Annotated in this window: 13 protein-coding genes, 1 other RNA gene and 1 pseudogene; 2 read left to right on the forward strand and 13 right to left on the reverse strand. The window is 69.5% G+C overall.

Going from position 1 to position 16,724, the window contains the following annotated elements:
* Window positions 1–33: 33 nt before the first annotated feature.
* Window positions 34–636, reverse strand: a complete 603-nt coding sequence (locus CG719_RS16290; RefSeq protein WP_100569343.1) for a response regulator transcription factor — start codon at window positions 634–636, stop codon at window positions 34–36.
* 908 nt (window positions 637–1,544) lie between these two features.
* Window positions 1,545–3,854, reverse strand: a pseudogene (locus CG719_RS16295) (RHS repeat-associated core domain-containing protein); the annotation flags it as partial.
* Window positions 3,855–4,314: 460 nt separating this feature from the next.
* On the opposite strand from CG719_RS16295, the gene CG719_RS16300 reads away from it, so the two are divergent.
* On the forward strand, window positions 4,315–5,427 hold the full coding sequence (locus CG719_RS16300) for a sensor histidine kinase (RefSeq protein WP_234375610.1): 1,113 nt from the start codon (window positions 4,315–4,317) through the stop codon (window positions 5,425–5,427).
* 21 nt (window positions 5,428–5,448) lie between these two features.
* On the opposite strand, the gene CG719_RS16305 is transcribed toward CG719_RS16300, so the two are convergent.
* The 7 genes from CG719_RS16305 to ftsE form a co-directional block, all read right to left on the reverse strand.
* The gene (locus tag CG719_RS16305; protein WP_324838205.1) at window positions 5,449–5,775 is read right to left on the reverse strand and encodes a hypothetical protein; all 327 of its coding nucleotides are present in this window, start codon (window positions 5,773–5,775) and stop codon (window positions 5,449–5,451) included.
* Entirely contained in the window at window positions 5,772–6,080 is a 309-nt protein-coding gene (locus tag CG719_RS16310; protein ID WP_100569345.1) for a hypothetical protein, read from the reverse strand. Before CG719_RS16310 ends, CG719_RS16305 begins: the two co-directional genes overlap by 4 nt.
* Before the next feature lie 188 nt (window positions 6,081–6,268).
* Window positions 6,269–6,667, reverse strand: a transfer-messenger RNA (tmRNA) gene (gene ssrA / locus CG719_RS16315).
* Window positions 6,668–6,786: 119 nt separating this feature from the next.
* Window positions 6,787–7,266 carry an SsrA-binding protein SmpB gene (smpB, locus tag CG719_RS16320; protein ID WP_100569346.1) on the reverse strand — a complete coding sequence of 160 codons (480 nt, stop codon included), beginning with the start codon at window positions 7,264–7,266 and terminating at the stop codon, window positions 6,787–6,789.
* A gap of 90 nt (window positions 7,267–7,356) precedes the next feature.
* Window positions 7,357–8,529: a S41 family peptidase gene (locus CG719_RS16325; RefSeq protein WP_100569347.1), complete on the reverse strand. Its 1,173-nt coding sequence runs from the start codon at window positions 8,527–8,529 to the stop codon at window positions 7,357–7,359.
* A 68-nt stretch (window positions 8,530–8,597) separates the two neighbouring features.
* Window positions 8,598–9,515 (reverse strand): permease-like cell division protein FtsX, encoded by a 918-nt coding sequence (gene ftsX, locus CG719_RS16330; RefSeq protein WP_100569348.1) that lies wholly within the window; start codon window positions 9,513–9,515, stop codon window positions 8,598–8,600.
* Between the two features lie 33 nt (window positions 9,516–9,548).
* Window positions 9,549–10,238: a cell division ATP-binding protein FtsE gene (ftsE, locus tag CG719_RS16335; protein WP_100569349.1), complete on the reverse strand. Its 690-nt coding sequence runs from the start codon at window positions 10,236–10,238 to the stop codon at window positions 9,549–9,551.
* Between the two features lie 280 nt (window positions 10,239–10,518).
* Between ftsE and CG719_RS16340 the strand changes: the two genes are divergently transcribed.
* A complete protein-coding gene (locus tag CG719_RS16340) occupies window positions 10,519–10,710 on the forward strand; it encodes a hypothetical protein (protein ID WP_100569350.1) in 192 nt (63 codons plus the stop codon).
* Window positions 10,711–10,827: 117 nt separating this feature from the next.
* Here CG719_RS16340 and CG719_RS36450 read toward each other — a convergent pair whose 3' ends face one another.
* The 4 genes from CG719_RS36450 to CG719_RS16360 all read right to left on the reverse strand — a co-directional run bounded on the left by CG719_RS36450 (window position 10,828) and on the right by CG719_RS16360 (window position 16,228).
* Window positions 10,828–11,568, reverse strand: coding sequence for a hypothetical protein (locus tag CG719_RS36450; protein ID WP_234375611.1), 741 nt, complete (start codon window positions 11,566–11,568; stop codon window positions 10,828–10,830).
* Window positions 11,569–11,886: 318 nt separating this feature from the next.
* Complete coding sequence (gene prfB, locus CG719_RS16350) at window positions 11,887–12,999, reverse strand: peptide chain release factor 2 (protein WP_100569352.1); 1,113 nt, start codon at window positions 12,997–12,999, stop codon at window positions 11,887–11,889.
* Window positions 13,000–13,147: 148 nt separating this feature from the next.
* Window positions 13,148–14,395: a serine/threonine-protein kinase gene (locus tag CG719_RS16355; protein ID WP_100569353.1), complete on the reverse strand. Its 1,248-nt coding sequence runs from the start codon at window positions 14,393–14,395 to the stop codon at window positions 13,148–13,150.
* A 111-nt stretch (window positions 14,396–14,506) separates the two neighbouring features.
* The gene (locus CG719_RS16360; protein WP_100569354.1) at window positions 14,507–16,228 is read right to left on the reverse strand and encodes a serine/threonine-protein kinase; all 1,722 of its coding nucleotides are present in this window, start codon (window positions 16,226–16,228) and stop codon (window positions 14,507–14,509) included.
* Window positions 16,229–16,724: the final 496 nt, after the last annotated feature.

Raw genomic sequence — 16,724 nt, forward strand, 5'->3', positions numbered from 1 at the left:
AGGCGGGGCTGCTCCCCACTGCGCCACCACGGCCTACAGCCAGCCGCGGCGTTCGGCGATGCGGACGGCGTCGACGAGGGTGCGCGCGTGGAGCTTGCCGACGGCGGACGAGAGCCGGTTGCGTACCGTGCCCAGGCTCAGGAAGAGATCGGCGGCGATCTCACGGGCGTGGGTGCCCGAGGACGCCAGCCGCAGCACCTCGGTCTCCCGCTCGGTCAGAGGGCTCACTTCGCCGGCCCCGCCGTCCCGCATCCGCGGGTCGATCACGCGTCCACCGGCGGCGACCCGGCGAATCGCGTCCACGGTCTCGGCGGGGGTCGCGGACTTGAGGAGGTAGCCGGAGGCTCCCGCCCCCATGGCACGCCCCAGATGCCCGGGCCGGTCCAGCGCCGTGAGCATCAGGGTGCGGCACTCAGGCAGTTGCTCGGCGAGCGCGGAGACGACGGTGATGCCGTCCACGACGGGCAGGTCGATGTCGAGGAGAACCACGTCGGGCCGCAGCCGTTCGGCCTCCGTGAGCGCCGAGGAGCCGTCGGCGACCTCGCCGACGACGCCGATACCCAACTCCCTCGAAAGCAAGGCCACCAGCCCTGACCGCACGACAGCGTGGTCCTCGACCACGAGCACTTCGATCACCGATCAATTATGCCGTGCACGTGTGCGGCGACAGGTCGTGGACGCGAGTGGGTACCACGGAGTCCGGCGGGAACTGGAGGCACATCGCCGTGGATCGTGCAGAGAAGTTCGCTACCGAGAATTACCGGAATCCTCCGACTCCGACCGTCTTACGCTTCGCCGGAGAGTACGAAGCCCCTCGCGCGTGTTGGTGATGTCGAGCAGGGCGAGCACGGCTCTACCGGCAAATTTCAACCCACGAACGGTGACTGAAACTAGATCTTCCATGCTTTCTCCGAATTTCCGTGCAATGCGGATGCCGTCACGAATCCGCCTCGGCGGAAGCAAGGTCGGCCCGGATCTGCAATCCGGGCCGACCTCACACTCCGCAATCATGACACGCAGAGCTGGTGAGGGCTCGAGTTCACCCTAGGTACACTGCCCCCTGCCTCGGTATCCCGTGTATTTACGGCAGACGCTCTGCCGCCCTGCGTGGGGTTGTAGAGGCGTATGCCCATCAGGACCAGGACGGTCAGGGTCTCCGACGAGCGCCGTTTGGCGCCTAGCCAGTTGTAGCGTGTGGGCTCCAGCCCTGGGCGCGGGTTGCCGTACTCGTCCAAGTCCAGGGCGACACAGTCCTGCTACATCGTGGGCTATTCTCCCGATCGCCTCCTTTTCACCCCTTCCCAAATTTCCTTGGCCGCACCCACGGAAATAGCAACCCCCAGGGCAATTTCGAGCGCCCCCCAGACCGGCGACCACCCATCACTGGAAAGCCTGCTCGCTCCACTCACCAGCATGAACGGAACAAAAAAGAGAAGACACGTCAGCTTGTACCTATGCATTACACTTCCAGGATTCATGACATTTCGACCAACGCCCTGACGGGGGACCGACAGATCCGGACCCCCGTCAGATTTTCACTCCGGTCACCAACAACTCGATTTTCCGGTGTACTTTCTACAGACCGAACGGCGGCCGTTCGACGTCAGGGAATCATTCCAATCGTTGCGGAATCGGCGATTGTTGTTCCAGTTGTTGAAGTCATTCACCGCTGTCTGGACTCCCCAGCCAGCTCCAGCGCAGTGAACAGCCCTACTAACGGATTTAGCGCATCGTCTCAGCGTGCCATGCGGACTCTTGGCGGCCCTCCATACATTTCTGGCCGTCTTTACCCGACCGAACGGTGCGACGAGTGCCGCCACGCCGATCGCGAACTTTCCAGAATGATAAATGCCGCGCCAATTAGGGTTGCGTCCCACGCGGTGGCGCTTGTTGTTGAACCGGTTCCACTGCTTCCTCACCCAGCTCGACCGCCCGTCCAGGTCGAATCGGTTGAGCGGGTCGGCGTGGGCGTACTCGTAGGCGTTCAGGTTGCCCCCGTACACCGGATCCACCGACAGGAAGCGGCCGGTCGTGGGGTTGTAGAGGCGTACGCCCATGAGCACGAGGCCTGTGAGGGTCTCGGCGGAGCGCCGCTTGGCGCCCAGCCAGCTGTAGCGGGCCGGGGTCTGGCCCTCACGGGGGTTGCCGTACTCGTCGCTGTCCAGGGCCACTGGCGCCTGCCCCTGGTCCAGCGGGAGCTGGAGTGCCACATCGCCGTGGATCGTGGAGAGTTGGAGCACCGTGCCGCCCGTCTTCGACGTCACGGCCGCGAGGCCGCCGGATGCGCCCTCGACGTTACGGCTCACTGCTCCGGTGGCGGTGTCCTCGACGATCCAGCGCGGGTTGTCGCCGTCGCCGTCGTAGTGGTTGAGCTTGGACGCGTTCTGTGTCCAGGTCGAGCCGCTGCCGGTCTCCACCTTCCACGACCGGAACCGCAGGGCCGCGTCGAGCTGCCAGGTCTGACGCTTTCCGCCGGAGACCTGCTGGTATGCGAGGTCGTTGGCGTAGTAGCCGATGGTGCTGCCCGGCAGGGCGGTGGTGCGGCCGAACGCGTCGTACGTGTGGCCGGCGTCGACGAGGCGGTCGGCACTGTCGTAGGTGTGGTTGGTGGTGGTGCCTCCCGAGGAGGTGCAAACGGCACCGAAGCCGGCGGTGCTCGTGGTCAGGGAGGTGCGGTTGGTGCGCTTGTCGAAGGTGTAGGCGCGTCGGGTACAGACCTCGCCGACGATGTCGTCGACACCGGTCAGCCGGCCCACGCGGTCGTAGCGGTAGGTCTGGCTGGACCAGCCCTGGTGGCTGGTCACCTGCCCGTGGACCGACTCGCTGACCCGGTCGCTGTAGACGGTCGTGCCGTCGCTGTCACGGGTGTAGATCCGCGAGGCGGCGGAGCCGGTGGGGTCCTCGGTGACGGTGAGGGTGTAACCGCCGGGCAGTTTCTCGGTGGCCACCGACCCGTCGGCGTCGTAGGTGGCCGAGAAGGCGCCCGCGACGGAGTCAGTGGTCTTCGTGGCCAGGCCGCGCGGCTCGGCCGCGTGGTCGTAGGTGTACGTGAGGGTGGACGGGACGGAGTCGGTGACCTTGACCGGGCGGTCGAGCAGGTCGTACTCGGTCTTCGTGACACCTCCGTCGGCATCCGTGTAGGAGATCAGGCGGCCGAGCTTGTCGTACGCCTTGGTGATCGTCCCGCCGGTCGGCGAGCTGATCCTGGTCACCGCGCCGGTGGCCGGGTCGTACTCCGTGGTGGTCTCCGGGACCGCCTGGCCGAGACCGCCGGTGATCTTGGAGGAGACGGGACGGCCCGCCGCGTCGTACGTGGTCGTGGTCGTCCGGTACACCCCGCCGACCTCGTCCGTGACGGTGGCCGGGTTGCCCCAGCGGTCGTATTCGGTCGTGGTGTTCACCAGCTTGTTCGGCTGCGAGCCGCCGCCGGTGATGTCACCGGCGGGACCGGTCCAGCACACCTGGTCCGCCCACTCGGGACGGCCCTTGCACCAGCCGGTGCCGGTCGCCGACCAGTACTCGGTGACACGGGTCGCGGCATCGTTGCCCGTCCCGCCCGGGAGCACCTGGTCGGTGACCCGGCCCTGGGAGTCGTACCCCGTCGTGGTGGTGAGGTTCAGACCGCCCGAATCCTTGGTGGTGTACCTGGGCAGACCCTTGGCCCAGTCGTACTGGGTGGTCTCGACCCGCTTCTCGCCCATGACCGAGTAGTAGTCGCGGACCCGGGCGCCGGTGACGGACACGGTGACCTGGTCCTTGACCGTTGCCGTGCCGTCGGTCGGACGGCCCTCGTCGTACTCCTTGACCGTCCACGAGCGGGCCGGGACCGAGGTTCCGGCCTCGACAGGGGATGTCCGCAGCCGCGTCAGGGCTCTTGGGCGTACTCCTGTCGGCTGTCTGCCGGGTCTTCTCCCGGTTGAGTGCCACCGCCTGACCGGTGGTGGCGACCGCCACCGCCGCCTCCGCGGCAAGCACCATCGCGGTCAGGGCCGCGATGTGGGGCAGCAGCCGTCTGCGCCTCTGCGAGGCGACGGCCGACCCCTCCCACTCATCGGTGGGTGGTATTCGCTCTGACACGTTCAGTAACCCTCTGTTGTCGTGAGCATGGGCAGCCGTGATCAAAACAGGGTTGGCGCAGCCGAAGAAGTGAAGGCTTCACCAGTTGGGGAGATTCCGCGAAGCCCCTCAACACCGCAGGCCGGAGCCGCTGTTGCTGCCCTGCGGGTCCGCCCGGCCCTCCCCGGCAGGTCCATAATCGACCGTTGGTGATCAAGACCGGAGCAGGCAGGGATGTGGAGCAAAGCGGTAAAGGGCGTGACGGCTCCACCAGGAGCGCGGGTCGCAGCGGGCGCGCTGGCCGTGGTGGTGATCGGATCACTGGGGCTGGTGGCGCTGGATGTCGCCGCTTCGCCGTTCCACCGGCGCACGGTCACCGCCGGTCTGACCGTGCTGGTGCTGACGCCGGCTGTTCTGCTCGGCCAGTACGCGCCTCCGCCCTACCGGCTGCCGTACCGCTGGAGGTGGGTCCTGCTGCTGGTGCAGGCCGTGCTCACCTACGTGCCCATCGTGGTCTTCCAGCACCGGTGGTTCACTCTGCTCGGCTTCCTCGCCGGCGCCGTGATGCTCACTCTTCCTCCGGCCAACTCCGTTCCCGTCGCCCTGGCGGTCGTCGCCAGCGGACCGCTGCTCATCCACACGGGCGTGGTCGACAGCAGCCGCGGTTCACTGGTCGCTCTGCTCAGTGCGACGATCACGGCGAGCACGGTCTTCGCGGTCACCCATCTCGCCCTGCTCTCCTCGCGGTTGTACGGCAGCAAGGAGCAGACGGCCCGGCTCGCCGAGCAGCGCGCCCAGGCACGTATGCGCCATGACCTGCACGATCTGGTGGGGTCGTCGCTGGTGGCCATCGCGATGCGGGCGGAGAACACCCTGCGCGCGGACGCCTCCGCCGAGTCCGCCAGGGCGGCGCTGACCGAGGTCGTCGAGCTGGCCCGGCGGACACAGGAGGACGTACGGCTCATCAGCAGCCCCGGGGCGCCCCGCTCGCTGGCCGACGAGTTCGCCCGGGCGCAGCGGCTGTTGACCACCTCGGGGATCGGGGTGCACGCCTCGCTGCCACCGCGCCTCGAACTGGACGACGCGGTGACGGAGTGCCTGCGGTCGGTGCTCCACGAGGCGGTGGGCAACCTGCTGGAGCACAGCCGTGCCACGTTCTGCGAGATCGAGCTCCACGCCGACCCGGACGACATCCGCCTGACCGTCCGCAACGACGGCGTCCCCACCGGCTCGCCCCCGCCCTCCGCCGCCCCCGGCCGCGGCACGGGCCTGGCCGGCCTCAGAGGCCGGGTGGTCGCCCTCGGCGGAACCCTCCGCACCACCCCGGAGGACCGAACCTTCTCCGTGACAGCCACCCTGCCCCTGCCCTGACACCACCGCCGGCGCAGGGCCTCACTGCCAGAAGACCTCTTCCACGACGATCTGTGGATCCTCTACGCGCTGCACGAAGGTGTACCTCATCCATCCATGACCGCTGTCGAAGTAGAGGATGCGGGGCCCTTTGGGGTCACTTGACCTCGCGGGTTCGACACGCATGCCCTCGGGCAGGCCGACATCGGCGTCGATGCCTCGGAAGTAGGGGTCCGTCGCCGTGACCAGTTCGGCGCGTGCAGTGTCGATCGCCTTACGGACGTGCTCGGGGAGCGCGTCTCGTGCGGCTTGGGCCTTGAGCGTCCAGTCCATCTGCCACGGCGGTCCCATGAACCCCTCGTGCGTCACTGACCCGGCTCCGTCCGGGCCGCCGAGTAACGGATGTTGGAGGCTTCCTCGAGGAGCGCTCTGGCTTCGGCGGCGTTGGTGCACTCGTGGGCCGCCCGGTGTTCGAGGTCAGTGACGTGCGCGTCCAGTTCCGGGTCACGGGCGATGGCGTACTCGCCCCACCAGCGTGCCATGAACGCCGGCACGGTGGAGACGTCGTAGGCGTCCGCGACGTACCGCTTCCAGTGAGCGTCGAAGTCCGGCAGCAGCTTCGGCGCGTGCTGCGCGATCGCGGCCCGCAGAGCTTTCGGATTCCGGTCCGGCATGGGCGGGACACCCGGCGTGTGTGAGGCGGCTGTCGTCATCGATCCTCCGGAGCAGCGCGAGGCGTACGGGGCGCTATGTCTCACACCGTACCGCCCGAAGCGCCGCCCTCGACGACAAAGGCCCCGCCGCTTGGTAGCGGCGGGGCCTTTCCCGCATGGGTGATGAAGGAGGCTCGGGAGCCTCCCGATCGTGGAGATGGCGGGAATCGAACCCGCGTCCAACGGTGCGGAATCAGGGCTTCTCCGTGCGCAGTCCGCTTCGATTTTCTCGGCCCCGGAGATCACGCGGACAAGTCTCCGACGGGCTCAGTCACTGTTAGGTTTCCCTCTTCACCCCGTGACCGGGATCAAGGTTTAGTCCCCTAGCTGATGCCAGGATCCGGGTCGGGAACAGCCCCGGGCTGACACTCCCTTTGTAGGAGGCTCGCTCTGCTACCTGAGATCAGGCAGCGAGGGCGAAGGCCTGCTGGGAGGAATCGCGCTTGGTGTTGGCGATTATTTTTTCGGCCTGTGGTTTACGAGATCATGGCCGCTTCCTCGACACGCTTCCCCTGCTTCGACAACCGCTGTCGAAACCGATCATCCCCATGTTGATTTTTCAAAACCCCTCTGCGAGGGGATCCGCACCGGCCTCGCGGTGCTGATGTCATCGTACGTGACCAACGCAGGTCCGTGCCAGCGTATTCCCCGCGTCCCGGGCCCGCCGTTACGCCCGCTGCCTGCGGCGCGCCGCCGACACCGCGCGGTCCGTCTCGCGGCGGTCCTGCTTCTCGCGGAGCGTCTGCCGCTTGTCGTACTCCTTCTTGCCCTTCGCCAGCGCGATCTCGACCTTGGCCCGGCCGTCCTTGAAGTACAGCGCCAGGGGGATGATCGTGTGCCCCGTTTCCTGGGACTTCGACTCCAGCTTGTCGATCTCCTCCCGGTGCAGCAGCAGCTTCCGCTTGCGGCGGGCGCTGTGGTTGGTCCAGGTGCCCTGGCTGTACTCGGGCACGTGCACGTTGTGCAGCCACGCCTCGTGCCCGTCGAGCTGCACGAAGCCGTCGACCAGCGACGCCCGCCCCTGACGCAGCGACTTCACCTCGGTCCCCATCAGCACCAGACCGGCCTCGTAGGTGTCGATGATGAGGTAGTCGTGCCGCGCCTTCTTGTTCTGCGCGATCAGCTTGCGCCCTTTTTCCTTAGCCATAGTGCCGTCCATTTTGGCACTACGCGGGGGGTGTGCGGAAAGCGTATTAAGGGGTGTGCCCGCCGGGCCGGGACAGGGACCGGGCCTGGGCTAGGACGCCTCGCCCAGGCCCGTCAGGACCGTCTGCGCGCGCCGCAGCCCGTCCTGCCCGGCATCCAGGTCGGGGGTGATGCCGTGGCCGTCCACGGCGTGCCCGCCGGGGGTGCGGTAGTGCCCGACCGTGAGCTCGGCGACCGAGCCGTCGGGCAGCCGGCTCGGCATCTGCACCGAGCCCTTGCCGAAGGTGCGGGAGCCGACGACGACCGCGCGGCCGCGGTCCTGGAGGGCGCCGGTGAGCAGTTCGGCCGCGCTCATCGTGCCGCCGTCGACGAGCACGACCAGGGCCCGGGCGGTGTCCCCGCCGGAGCCGGCGTGCAGGGCGCGCTGGTCGCCGACGACGTCGTAGGTGGCGACCAGGCCGCCGTCGAGGAAGGCGGAGGCGGTGGTGACGGCCTCGGTGACCAGGCCGCCGGAGTTGCCGCGCAGGTCGAGGACGATCCCGCCGGCGGCCGGGGACCGGCGTACGGCGGTGCGGACCTTCTCGCCCACGCCCTTCGAGAACGCGGCGATCTTGATGACGGTCACGCCGTCCGCCGACCGCCGTACCGTCACCGGGTCCGTCGACAGGCGGGCCCGCAGCAGCGTCCGGCTCCACACGCGCTTGCCGCGTTGCAGGCCCAGGGTCACGGGGGTGCCGGCGGGCGCGTCCTCGGCGTCGCCCCGCAGCAGCGCGACCACCTCGGTGACCGGAAGACCGTCGGTCCGCTCGCCGTCGACGCTGCGCAGCCGGTCGCCCCGGCGGATGCCGGCGGCCGCCGCGGGCGAGCCCGCCTGGACCCTCGCCACCTCGACCCGGCCGTCCCGCCGGCGCCGCGTCGACAGCCCGACGCCGGTGTACTGGCCGTCCAGGGCCTCCTGGAACTCCTCGTACTCGCCTCGGGAGTAGACGGCTCCCCAGCGGTCGCCGCTGCGGCTCACGGCGCGTTCGGCGGCCTGCATGGGGGATTCGCCGTCGGCCATGGCCTCCGCCGCCGCCCGGGTCACTTCCTCGGGCCGGCCGGCGGGCGGGGCCGAACGGAACTGGTCCGGAAGGGACTTGCGGTCGTCATGGCCTGGCAGGGAGCCCGTCACCGCGCCCGCCACCAGCACGCTCGCGAAAACCAATGTCAGGGCGGCCCCGGCGCGGCCGCGGCGGGGCTGGCGAAACAGGTCACGGCCTGACATGGCGGTGAGTCTAGGACAACGCCCGGAGGCCGCACGGTTGCTCGACCGTACGACCTCTTTGGCGTGCGTCACACCTTCAGGTACTTGCGCAGCGCGAAGAACCCGGCCAACGCCGGCATCAGCACGCTCGTCGCGAGGATGAGCGGCAGCTTGGTCAGCACCGCGTCCCAGCCGATGAAGTTGATCAGATTCAGCTTCTCGGACAGGGCGAGACCGTGGTCGATGATGAAGTACCGCGCGGTGACCAGGAATCCGCAGGCGACCCCGCCCCCGATCAGTCCGGCGACCGCCGCCTCCATGATGAACGGCGCCTGGATGTAGAAGCCGGAGGCGCCCACCAGACGCATGATCCCGGTCTCACGCCTGCGGCTGAACGCCGAGACGCGCACGGTGTTGACGATCAGCATCAGCGCCACGACCAGCATGAGTGACATCACCGCGCGCGCGGCCCAGTTCATGCCGTTCAGCAGCCCGAAGAGGTTGTCCAGGATGCCCTTCTGGTCCTGCACGGCGTACACGCCGTCGCGGCCGTTGAAGGCGCTCGCGATGACCTTGTACTGCTCCGGGTTCTTCAGCTTGATCCGGTACGACTCCTGCATCTGGTCCGGCGTGATGGTGTTGGCCAGCGGGGTGTCGCCGAACTGCTCCTGGTAGTGCTTGTACGCCTCGTCCTGGGACTCGTAGGTGACGTCCTCGACCACCGACATCTTCTTCAGGTCGGCCAGGATCGTCTTCTTCTGGTCCTCGGTGACCGCGCCCTTGGCGCAGTTGGCGTCGCTCTGGGCGTTGCTCTTGTTGCAGAAGTAGATCGAGACGTTGATCTTGTCGTACCAGTAGCCCTTCATCTGGTTGACCTGGTCGCTCATGAGGAGCGACCCGCCGAACAGGGCGAGCGACAGGGCGACGGAGACGATGACGGCGAAGGTCATCGTCAGATTGCGACGAAGACCGACACCGATCTCCGACAGGACGAACTGGGCGCGCATGGCGTCTGGTCAAGCCTTTCCGTCGTGGACTGGTCAGTGCTGGTAGCCGTAGACGCCGCGCGCCTGGTCGCGGACGAGACGGCCCTTCTCCAGCTCGATGACGCGCTTGCGCATCTGGTCCACAATGTTCTGGTCGTGGGTCGCCATCACCACGGTGGTGCCCGTCCGGTTGATGCGGTCGAGCAGCTTCATGATGCCGACGGAGGTCTGCGGGTCGAGGTTGCCGGTCGGCTCGTCGCAGATGAGCAGCTTGGGCCGGTTGACGAAGGCGCGCGCGATGGCGACGCGCTGCTGCTCACCACCGGACAGCTCGCCCGGCCTGCGCTCCTCCTTGCCGCCGAGCCCGACGAGGTCGAGCACCTGCGGCACGGACTTGCGGATCTCGCCCTTGGACTTGCCGATGACCTCCTGCGCGAAGGCCACGTTCTCCGCGACCGTCTTGTTGGGCAGGAGGCGGAAGTCCTGGAAGACCGTGCCGAGCTGGCGGCGGATCTGCGGGACCTTCCAGTTGGAGACGCGTGCGAGGTCCTTGCCCAGGACGTGCACCTGACCGTGGCTGCACCGCTCCTCGCGGAGGATCAGCCGCAGGAAGGTGGACTTTCCGGAGCCGGAGGACCCCACGAGGAACACGAACTCACCCTTCTCCACCTCCAGGGTCACTTCCCTGAGGGCTGGGTGGGTCTGCTTGGGGTAGACCTTGGAGACACTGTCGAATCGGATCACGGATGCACCACGGATCGCCGGGGGTAGATGAGCGTGACCTTACGCGAACCGGGGAGGGGTGCGCAGTCGCCGGTCAGGGTTGGGTGTGGGTTGTGTGTTTTTGTGCGGGGCATATTCTCGCGGAGCCGGTACCGCGAGGATTCGGTGCGGGGCCCGTGCGGGGCCCGCGTTTGTGGAGCGACCCGCGCGCCGTCCCGGCGAACCTGGCATTGTGGGGGAGGGAACGTTCACGCGCGCGTGGGCGTTGACTGAGTAGGACCGGTGCAAGGAGGGCGAGCGCATGACGTACGACCGGCTGGTGTGCGCGAACTGCGCGGCGCCCGTGAACGAGGGCCGGTGCCCCGTGTGCCGTGCGAACCGCGAGCGGCTGCAGCAGGAGAACTTCCTCTCGGGGCTGAACCCGATGACGCTGGTCGCGCTGCTGGTGGTACTGATCGCCGCGGTGGCGCTGCTGGCCCACCAGACGGTGTAGGGCGCATCCCGAGGACGCGAGACGCGAAGGGGCCCGGAGCTTGCCGCTCCGGGCCCCTCGTCGTTCACTCAGCCGTACGCGCGTGTGTACCTACCGTGCGTACGTCGCCGACCACGCTCAGGCAGCGGCGCCGCCGCGGCCCTCCATCAGGCGCGGCAGGAACCGGAAGCCGATACCGCCGGCGATCATCGTGGCGGCGCCGACCAGCAGGAACGTGGTCTCCGCCGCACCGGTCTCGGCGAGCTCCTGGCCGTTGCCCTGCGCGGACGGGTTGCTGTCCGAGCCGGTCTCGGTCAGCGCCGAGGAGCCCTGCTCCTGCGGGACGGTGTTGTTGCCGCCGCCGTTGGGGGTGGTGCCGCCGGTGGAGCCGCCGTTGCCGCCGCCGTTACCGCCGGTGGAGCCGCCGTTGCCACCGGTGGAGCCGCCGTTACCGCCGGTGGAACCACCGTTACCGCCGGTGGAACCACCGTTGTTGCCACCGTTGCCACCGGTGGAACCACCGTTGCCGCCGCCGGTCTCATTACCGCCGGTCTCGTTACCCCCGGTCTCGTTACCCCCGGTCTCATTACCGCCGGTCTCGTTACCCCCGGTCTCATTACCGCCGGTCTCATTACCGCCGGTCTCGTTACCCCCGGTCTGGCCGCCGTTCTCGCCCTCACAGACGCCGACGACGTCGCAAGGGTCGGTCGGGTCTTCGTCGCCCACGGACGCGACCGCCTTGATGCCGGTGCCGCCGACGCCGGCGCTGACACCGAGGTCGAGGGCCGAGGCCGCGCCCGCGGCGGTCAGCGAGGCGCCGGCGGCGATCACGGCACCGGCCGCGATGCGCGCGACACGAACCCGCGTCTTCTTCGTCATATGGTTGCTACCCCCAGTAGCTGAATCGTCTTCGAGCGGCGCGCGGGGCAGTGATCGACGGGGGTGGTTGGCGCAGTGCAGATCCCCCCGGTTCACATGCGCCCCAGAAATGCGCATGCCACGCTTCACCTTTGCCGCTTTTTGAAGGACCGTCAAGGTCGTTGCGGGCGCGATGTCCAACTGTGCGCTGTTTGCACGTGGTTGAAGTATGTGAGCGTGACGTAAAACCCGGACATCGGGCAATAGAAAAGGCAACTGCCGCTGGAAGAGCGGCAGTTGCCTTGTCGACAAAGAGTCTGCTTGCGGTGTCCCGGGCTGTTACTTGCCCTGGTCCTGCTGCTTGCGCCAGCGAATCCCGGCCTCCAGGAACCCGTCGATCTCGCCGTTGAACACGGCCTCGGGGTTGCCGACCTCGTGCTCGGTGCGCAGGTCCTTGACCATCTGGTACGGGTGCAGGACGTAGGAGCGCATCTGGTTGCCCCAGGAGTTGCCGCCGTCGCCCTTGAGGGCGTCCATCTTGGCCTGCTCCTCCTGGCGGCGCCGCTCGAGCAGCTTCGCCTGGAGGACGTTCATGGCCGTGGCCTTGTTCTGGATCTGCGAGCGCTCGTTCTGGCAGGAGACCACGATGCCGGTCGGGATGTGCGTGAGGCGGACCGCGGAGTCCGTCGTGTTCACACCCTGGCCGCCGGGGCCGGAGGAGCGGTAGACGTCGACGCGCAGCTCGGACTCGTCGATGTCGATGTGGTCGGTCTGCTCGACGACGGGCAGGATCTCGACACCGGCGAAGGAGGTCTGGCGGCGCCCCTGGTTGTCGAAGGGGGAGATGCGCACCAGGCGGTGGGTGCCCTGCTCGACGGAGAGGGTGCCGTAGGCGTAGGGCACCTGCACGGCGAAGGTGGTCGACTTGATGCCGGCCTCTTCGGCGTACGACGTCTCGTAGATCTCGGTCTTGTAGCCGTGCCGCTCGGCCCAGCGCAGGTACATGCGCTGGAGCCGCTCGGCGAAGTCGGCGGCGTCGACGCCGCCGGCCTCGGCCCGGATGTTCACGAGCGCCTCGCGGGAGTCGTACTCACCGGAGAGCAGCGTCCGGACCTCCATCTCGTCCAGCGCCTTCTTGACGTCGGCGAGCTCGGCCTCGGCCTCGGCGCGGGTGTCCGGGTCGTCCTCGGCCTCGGCGAGCTCGAAGAGCACATCGAGATCGTCGATCCTGCCGCGCAGCGCCTCCGCCTTCCGTACCTCCGCCTGAAGGTGGGAGAGCCGGCTGGTGATCTTCTGCGCCTCGTCCGGGTTGTCCCACAGAGAGGGCGCGGCCGCCTGCTCCTCGAGCACGGCGACGTCTGCCCTCATCTTGTCGAGGTCCAGAACGGCCTCGATCGACTCCATGGTCGAGGAGAGGGACTTCAGCTCTTCGGATACATCGACGACTGCCACGCATCCAGCGTAACGGCTCCGCCAACCGGCAAACGCCGCGCTCCCCCGGTACCTCGGGCCTCAGCGGTCCCTCGGGACCCACCAGCGCCGGGCGTGACCGCCCCCGCGCTCCGCGCCCCGGGGCGCGCTCCCGGAGGCCGCGGCGCCGTCACGGAGACGCCGATCGGCCCGGTGTCCCCGGGGTCCCGTCCGATCCGTCCCCCGACGACGCCCACCACACGCCCGCCCCGAGCACCCCCGCGACCACCACGCCCGCGACGCCCAGCGTCAGCCTTCGCCGCCGCGCCGCGGCCCGGTGGCGGGCGGCGGAGCCGGGGCGGGGCGCACCCGCCGCTCGCGGCACCCGGGCCGTGCCCCGCGCGCCTCCCGCCAGCTCGTCGGGTGCCGGCACCCGCATCGACGTGTGCGTGTCCCGGTTGGAGTCCGGCTTCGCCCCGGGCACCAACGGGACCGCTCCCCGCCGTACCCGCTCTCCGGCCCTGGCAGGCGGCGCCGGCCGGTCGGACGACGCCTCCTCGCCCGCCTCCCGCGAAGCCTCCGCGTCCGGCTCGTCCACGTCCAGCGGCGGCATCCCCGCGAGCATCGGCTGAAGCTCCCTGAGCCGGGCGCCCAGCTCCGAGGCCCGCAGCCGTGACGCCGGCGCCTTGGCCAGGCACTGCACGATCAACCGCCACAGCTCGTCCGGGATGCCCGGCAGCGGCGCCACCGTCTCCGTGACGTGCCGGCGCAGCACCGCGCCCTGATGCCCGCCGCCGAACGGGGTGAAGCCCGCCAGCAGCTCGTACAGGACCGTGGCCAGCGCGTAGATGTCGACGGCCGCCCGCGGGGGCAGGCCCTCCACGATCTCCGGCGCGAGGTAGTCCGGGGTGCCGATGATCTTCGTCGCCCGGGTCCGCTTCGGCGAGTCGATGAGTTTGGCCACACCGAAGTCGGTCAGCAGCGCCGGATGCGCGCCGCCGGGGCCGAGCGGTCCCTGCATGTCCAGCAGCACGTTCTCCGGCTTGACGTCCCGGTGCACGACCCCGGCCGCGTGCGCCGCCGCGAGCCCGTCGGCCACATCGGCCACGATCGCCACGGCCGCCTCGGGCGCCAGCCGCCGCTCCCGCTCCAGCCGGGTGCGCAGATCCGTGCCGCGGACCAGGTCCATGACGAGGGCCAGGTCGTTGCCGTCGACCACCAGGTCGCGTACGGAGACCACATTCGGGTGCTCCAGGCCCAGCAGCGCCGTCCGCTCCTGCACGAAGCGGCCCACGAGTTCCTGGTCGGACGCGAGGTCCTCGCGCAGCAGCTTGACGGCGACGGGGCCGTCGGGTCCTTCGCCGAGCCACACCGTGCCGGCGCTGCCCCGCCCCAGGATCTGGTTGGCGGTGTACCGGCTACCGATCTTCCGTGCCAAGACTGCTCCTACAGACGCGTGTTGCCGACAAAGCTACGCGTCCGGCGAGCCAACCCTCACCAGGGAGCCGGAATTCACCCGCCGCTTGTCGACAAATCCCCAGACTCGCGCCTAGTTGCTGCCGCTCCCGAGGTCCCTGATCCAGCCACCCACAGTGCCGGCCCAGGAGCTCAGTAGGTGCCAGTAGCTCCCACCGGTCCCGAACCAGGTGTGCAGCGGCGTCAGTTCCCAGACGAGCCAGCCGGCCACCACCAGGATGATGATCGTGAACAGGCAGCCCTTGAGGCAGCCGAGTCCGGGGATCTTCATCGGGTTCGCGCTGCGCTGCCGCGGCGGCCTCGGCTCGCGGACCGGCCGCCGGGGCTCCGGCTGGGCGGGGGGCGCGTACCGCTGCGGCTGGGGTGCGTACCGCTGCGGCTGTTGCTGCGGCTGTTGCTGCTGGTAGCCGCGGGGCTGCGCCTGGGGAGCCTGCGACCGCCGCGGCGGCTGCTGCTGAGGCCGGGCGACCTGCCGCTGCGGGCGGCGGCGCAGCGGATCCTCGCCGGGGTCCAGGTACTGGACCTGCGTCTGCTCGTTGCGGTCGCGGGCGGCGCGGAGCTGGTTCTGCCAGGGGTGCGGCTGCTCGGGCTGCTGGTCCCCGTACGGCCCGCCGGCGCCGTTCATGTCGCCGGGCGGCCCCTGCGGCATCGGCGGCATCACGCGCGTGGAGTCGGCGCCGCCGTGGGCGGGCAGCACGGTGGTCGGATCGGCCGCGCCGGGCACGCCCGTGTGCGGCAGGACGCTGGTCGCGCCGTTCGGGTCGTACGACGCCGCGCCCTGCGGCAGCACCTGGGTGGGGTCGGCGGCGCCGGGCACGTCGGGAGCGGGCACGGTCGCGGGTGCCGGGTCCGGCGCCAGCAGCGCGCCCACGGCCTCCGCGGCGGCGATCTGCGCGGCGCCCGCGTGCACGCCCACGCCGTCGGCGACGACCCGCAGGCCCCGGGCGAGGTTCTCGGCGCTGGGCCGTTCGTCGGGGTTCTTGCGCAGGCAGCGCTCGATGACCGTCCACAGCGGGTCCGGGACGGTGGACGGGCGGCGCGGCTCGGCGCTCAGGTGCTGGTGCAGGACCTCGAGCGCCGACCCGCCGGAGAACGGCGGACGGCCGGTGACCAGCTCGTACAGCAGGATTCCCGCGCCGTAGACGTCGACCGCGGAGGTCTGCGGCCGGCCCTCGGCGGACTCGGGCGCGACGTACGCGGGCGTGCCCACGAACTCGTGGGTGCGGGTGAGTCCGGGCGAGTCGGCCAGACGGGCGATGCCGAAGTCGGTGAGCATCGGGTGCATCTGCCCGCCGTCCTGCCGCAGCAGGACGTTGGCCGGCTTCAGGTCGCGGTGCACGACCCCGTCGGCGTGGCTCGCCGCGAGCGCGTCGGCGATCTGGGCGGTGAGCAGCGCGGCGGCCACGGGCGTGAAGGGGCCGTTCTCGCGCAGGTAGCGGTGCAGGTCGGGGCCGTCGACGAGGTCCATGACCAGTGCCAGCAGATCGCCCTCGACCACCAGGTCGCGCACTCGCACGATGTTCGGATGGGTCAGCCGGAGCAGGACGGACCGCTCCCGCAGGAACCGCATCACGATGTCGGAGTCGTTCGCCAGCTCCTCCTTGAGGACCTTGATGGCGACGGTCTCACCGGGCTGCCCGGGCACGGCCGCTTCCGCGCCCGCCGCCTCCCTCCCCCAAGCTCCTGCGACGAGCTCCGGAGCAGGGGGTGCCCCCATGCGGGCTCGCCAGACGGTCCCGGTGGCACCGCGTCCGAGCGGCTCCTCCAGGAAGTACTTGCTGCCTACCGGCCGCACGTCATGTGCTCCCTGCTGCTTGCTTGCCTGAACCCGCGCTCCCGGGGCGTCCCGCGGGTGCCGCGACCCGCCGTGCGGGTGTTCCGACCCACTTTAGGGCCTGCCTCCGCGGTGCCGGGCGGTCAAGCTGACGCGCCCGGTGCCGCGGCCGCGCCGCGCCGGCTCCTTCCACGGCGACGTACGCACGGGGCCCCGTACATGTTCGACGGAAAGACGCTCGGCTCGGGTCGGTTGGTTGCCCCGTACGGTCATGAACGATCTCAAGCAGGCATCGAGCGGACATTCGATGGGCATGGGCCGGGAACTTTTGCGGGCAGAGCCGACCAATCAAGATCACTTGGCGGTGGGCGGCAGGCGCGCTGTCGGTGGTAGGTGCGAGGATGCCTCCAGAACTGGCCGACGTGCTCGTGCGGTGGTGGGGGAAAGTCCGCGGTGGGGGACCGCGGGGCGGTTTCGCCCCACGCCGGTCGCGGGTGCCCGCGCAGAAGGGACCGCT

It is taken from the genome of Streptomyces sp. CB01373 (genome assembly GCF_002803075.1).
Lineage (GTDB): Bacteria > Actinomycetota > Actinomycetes > Streptomycetales > Streptomycetaceae > Streptomyces.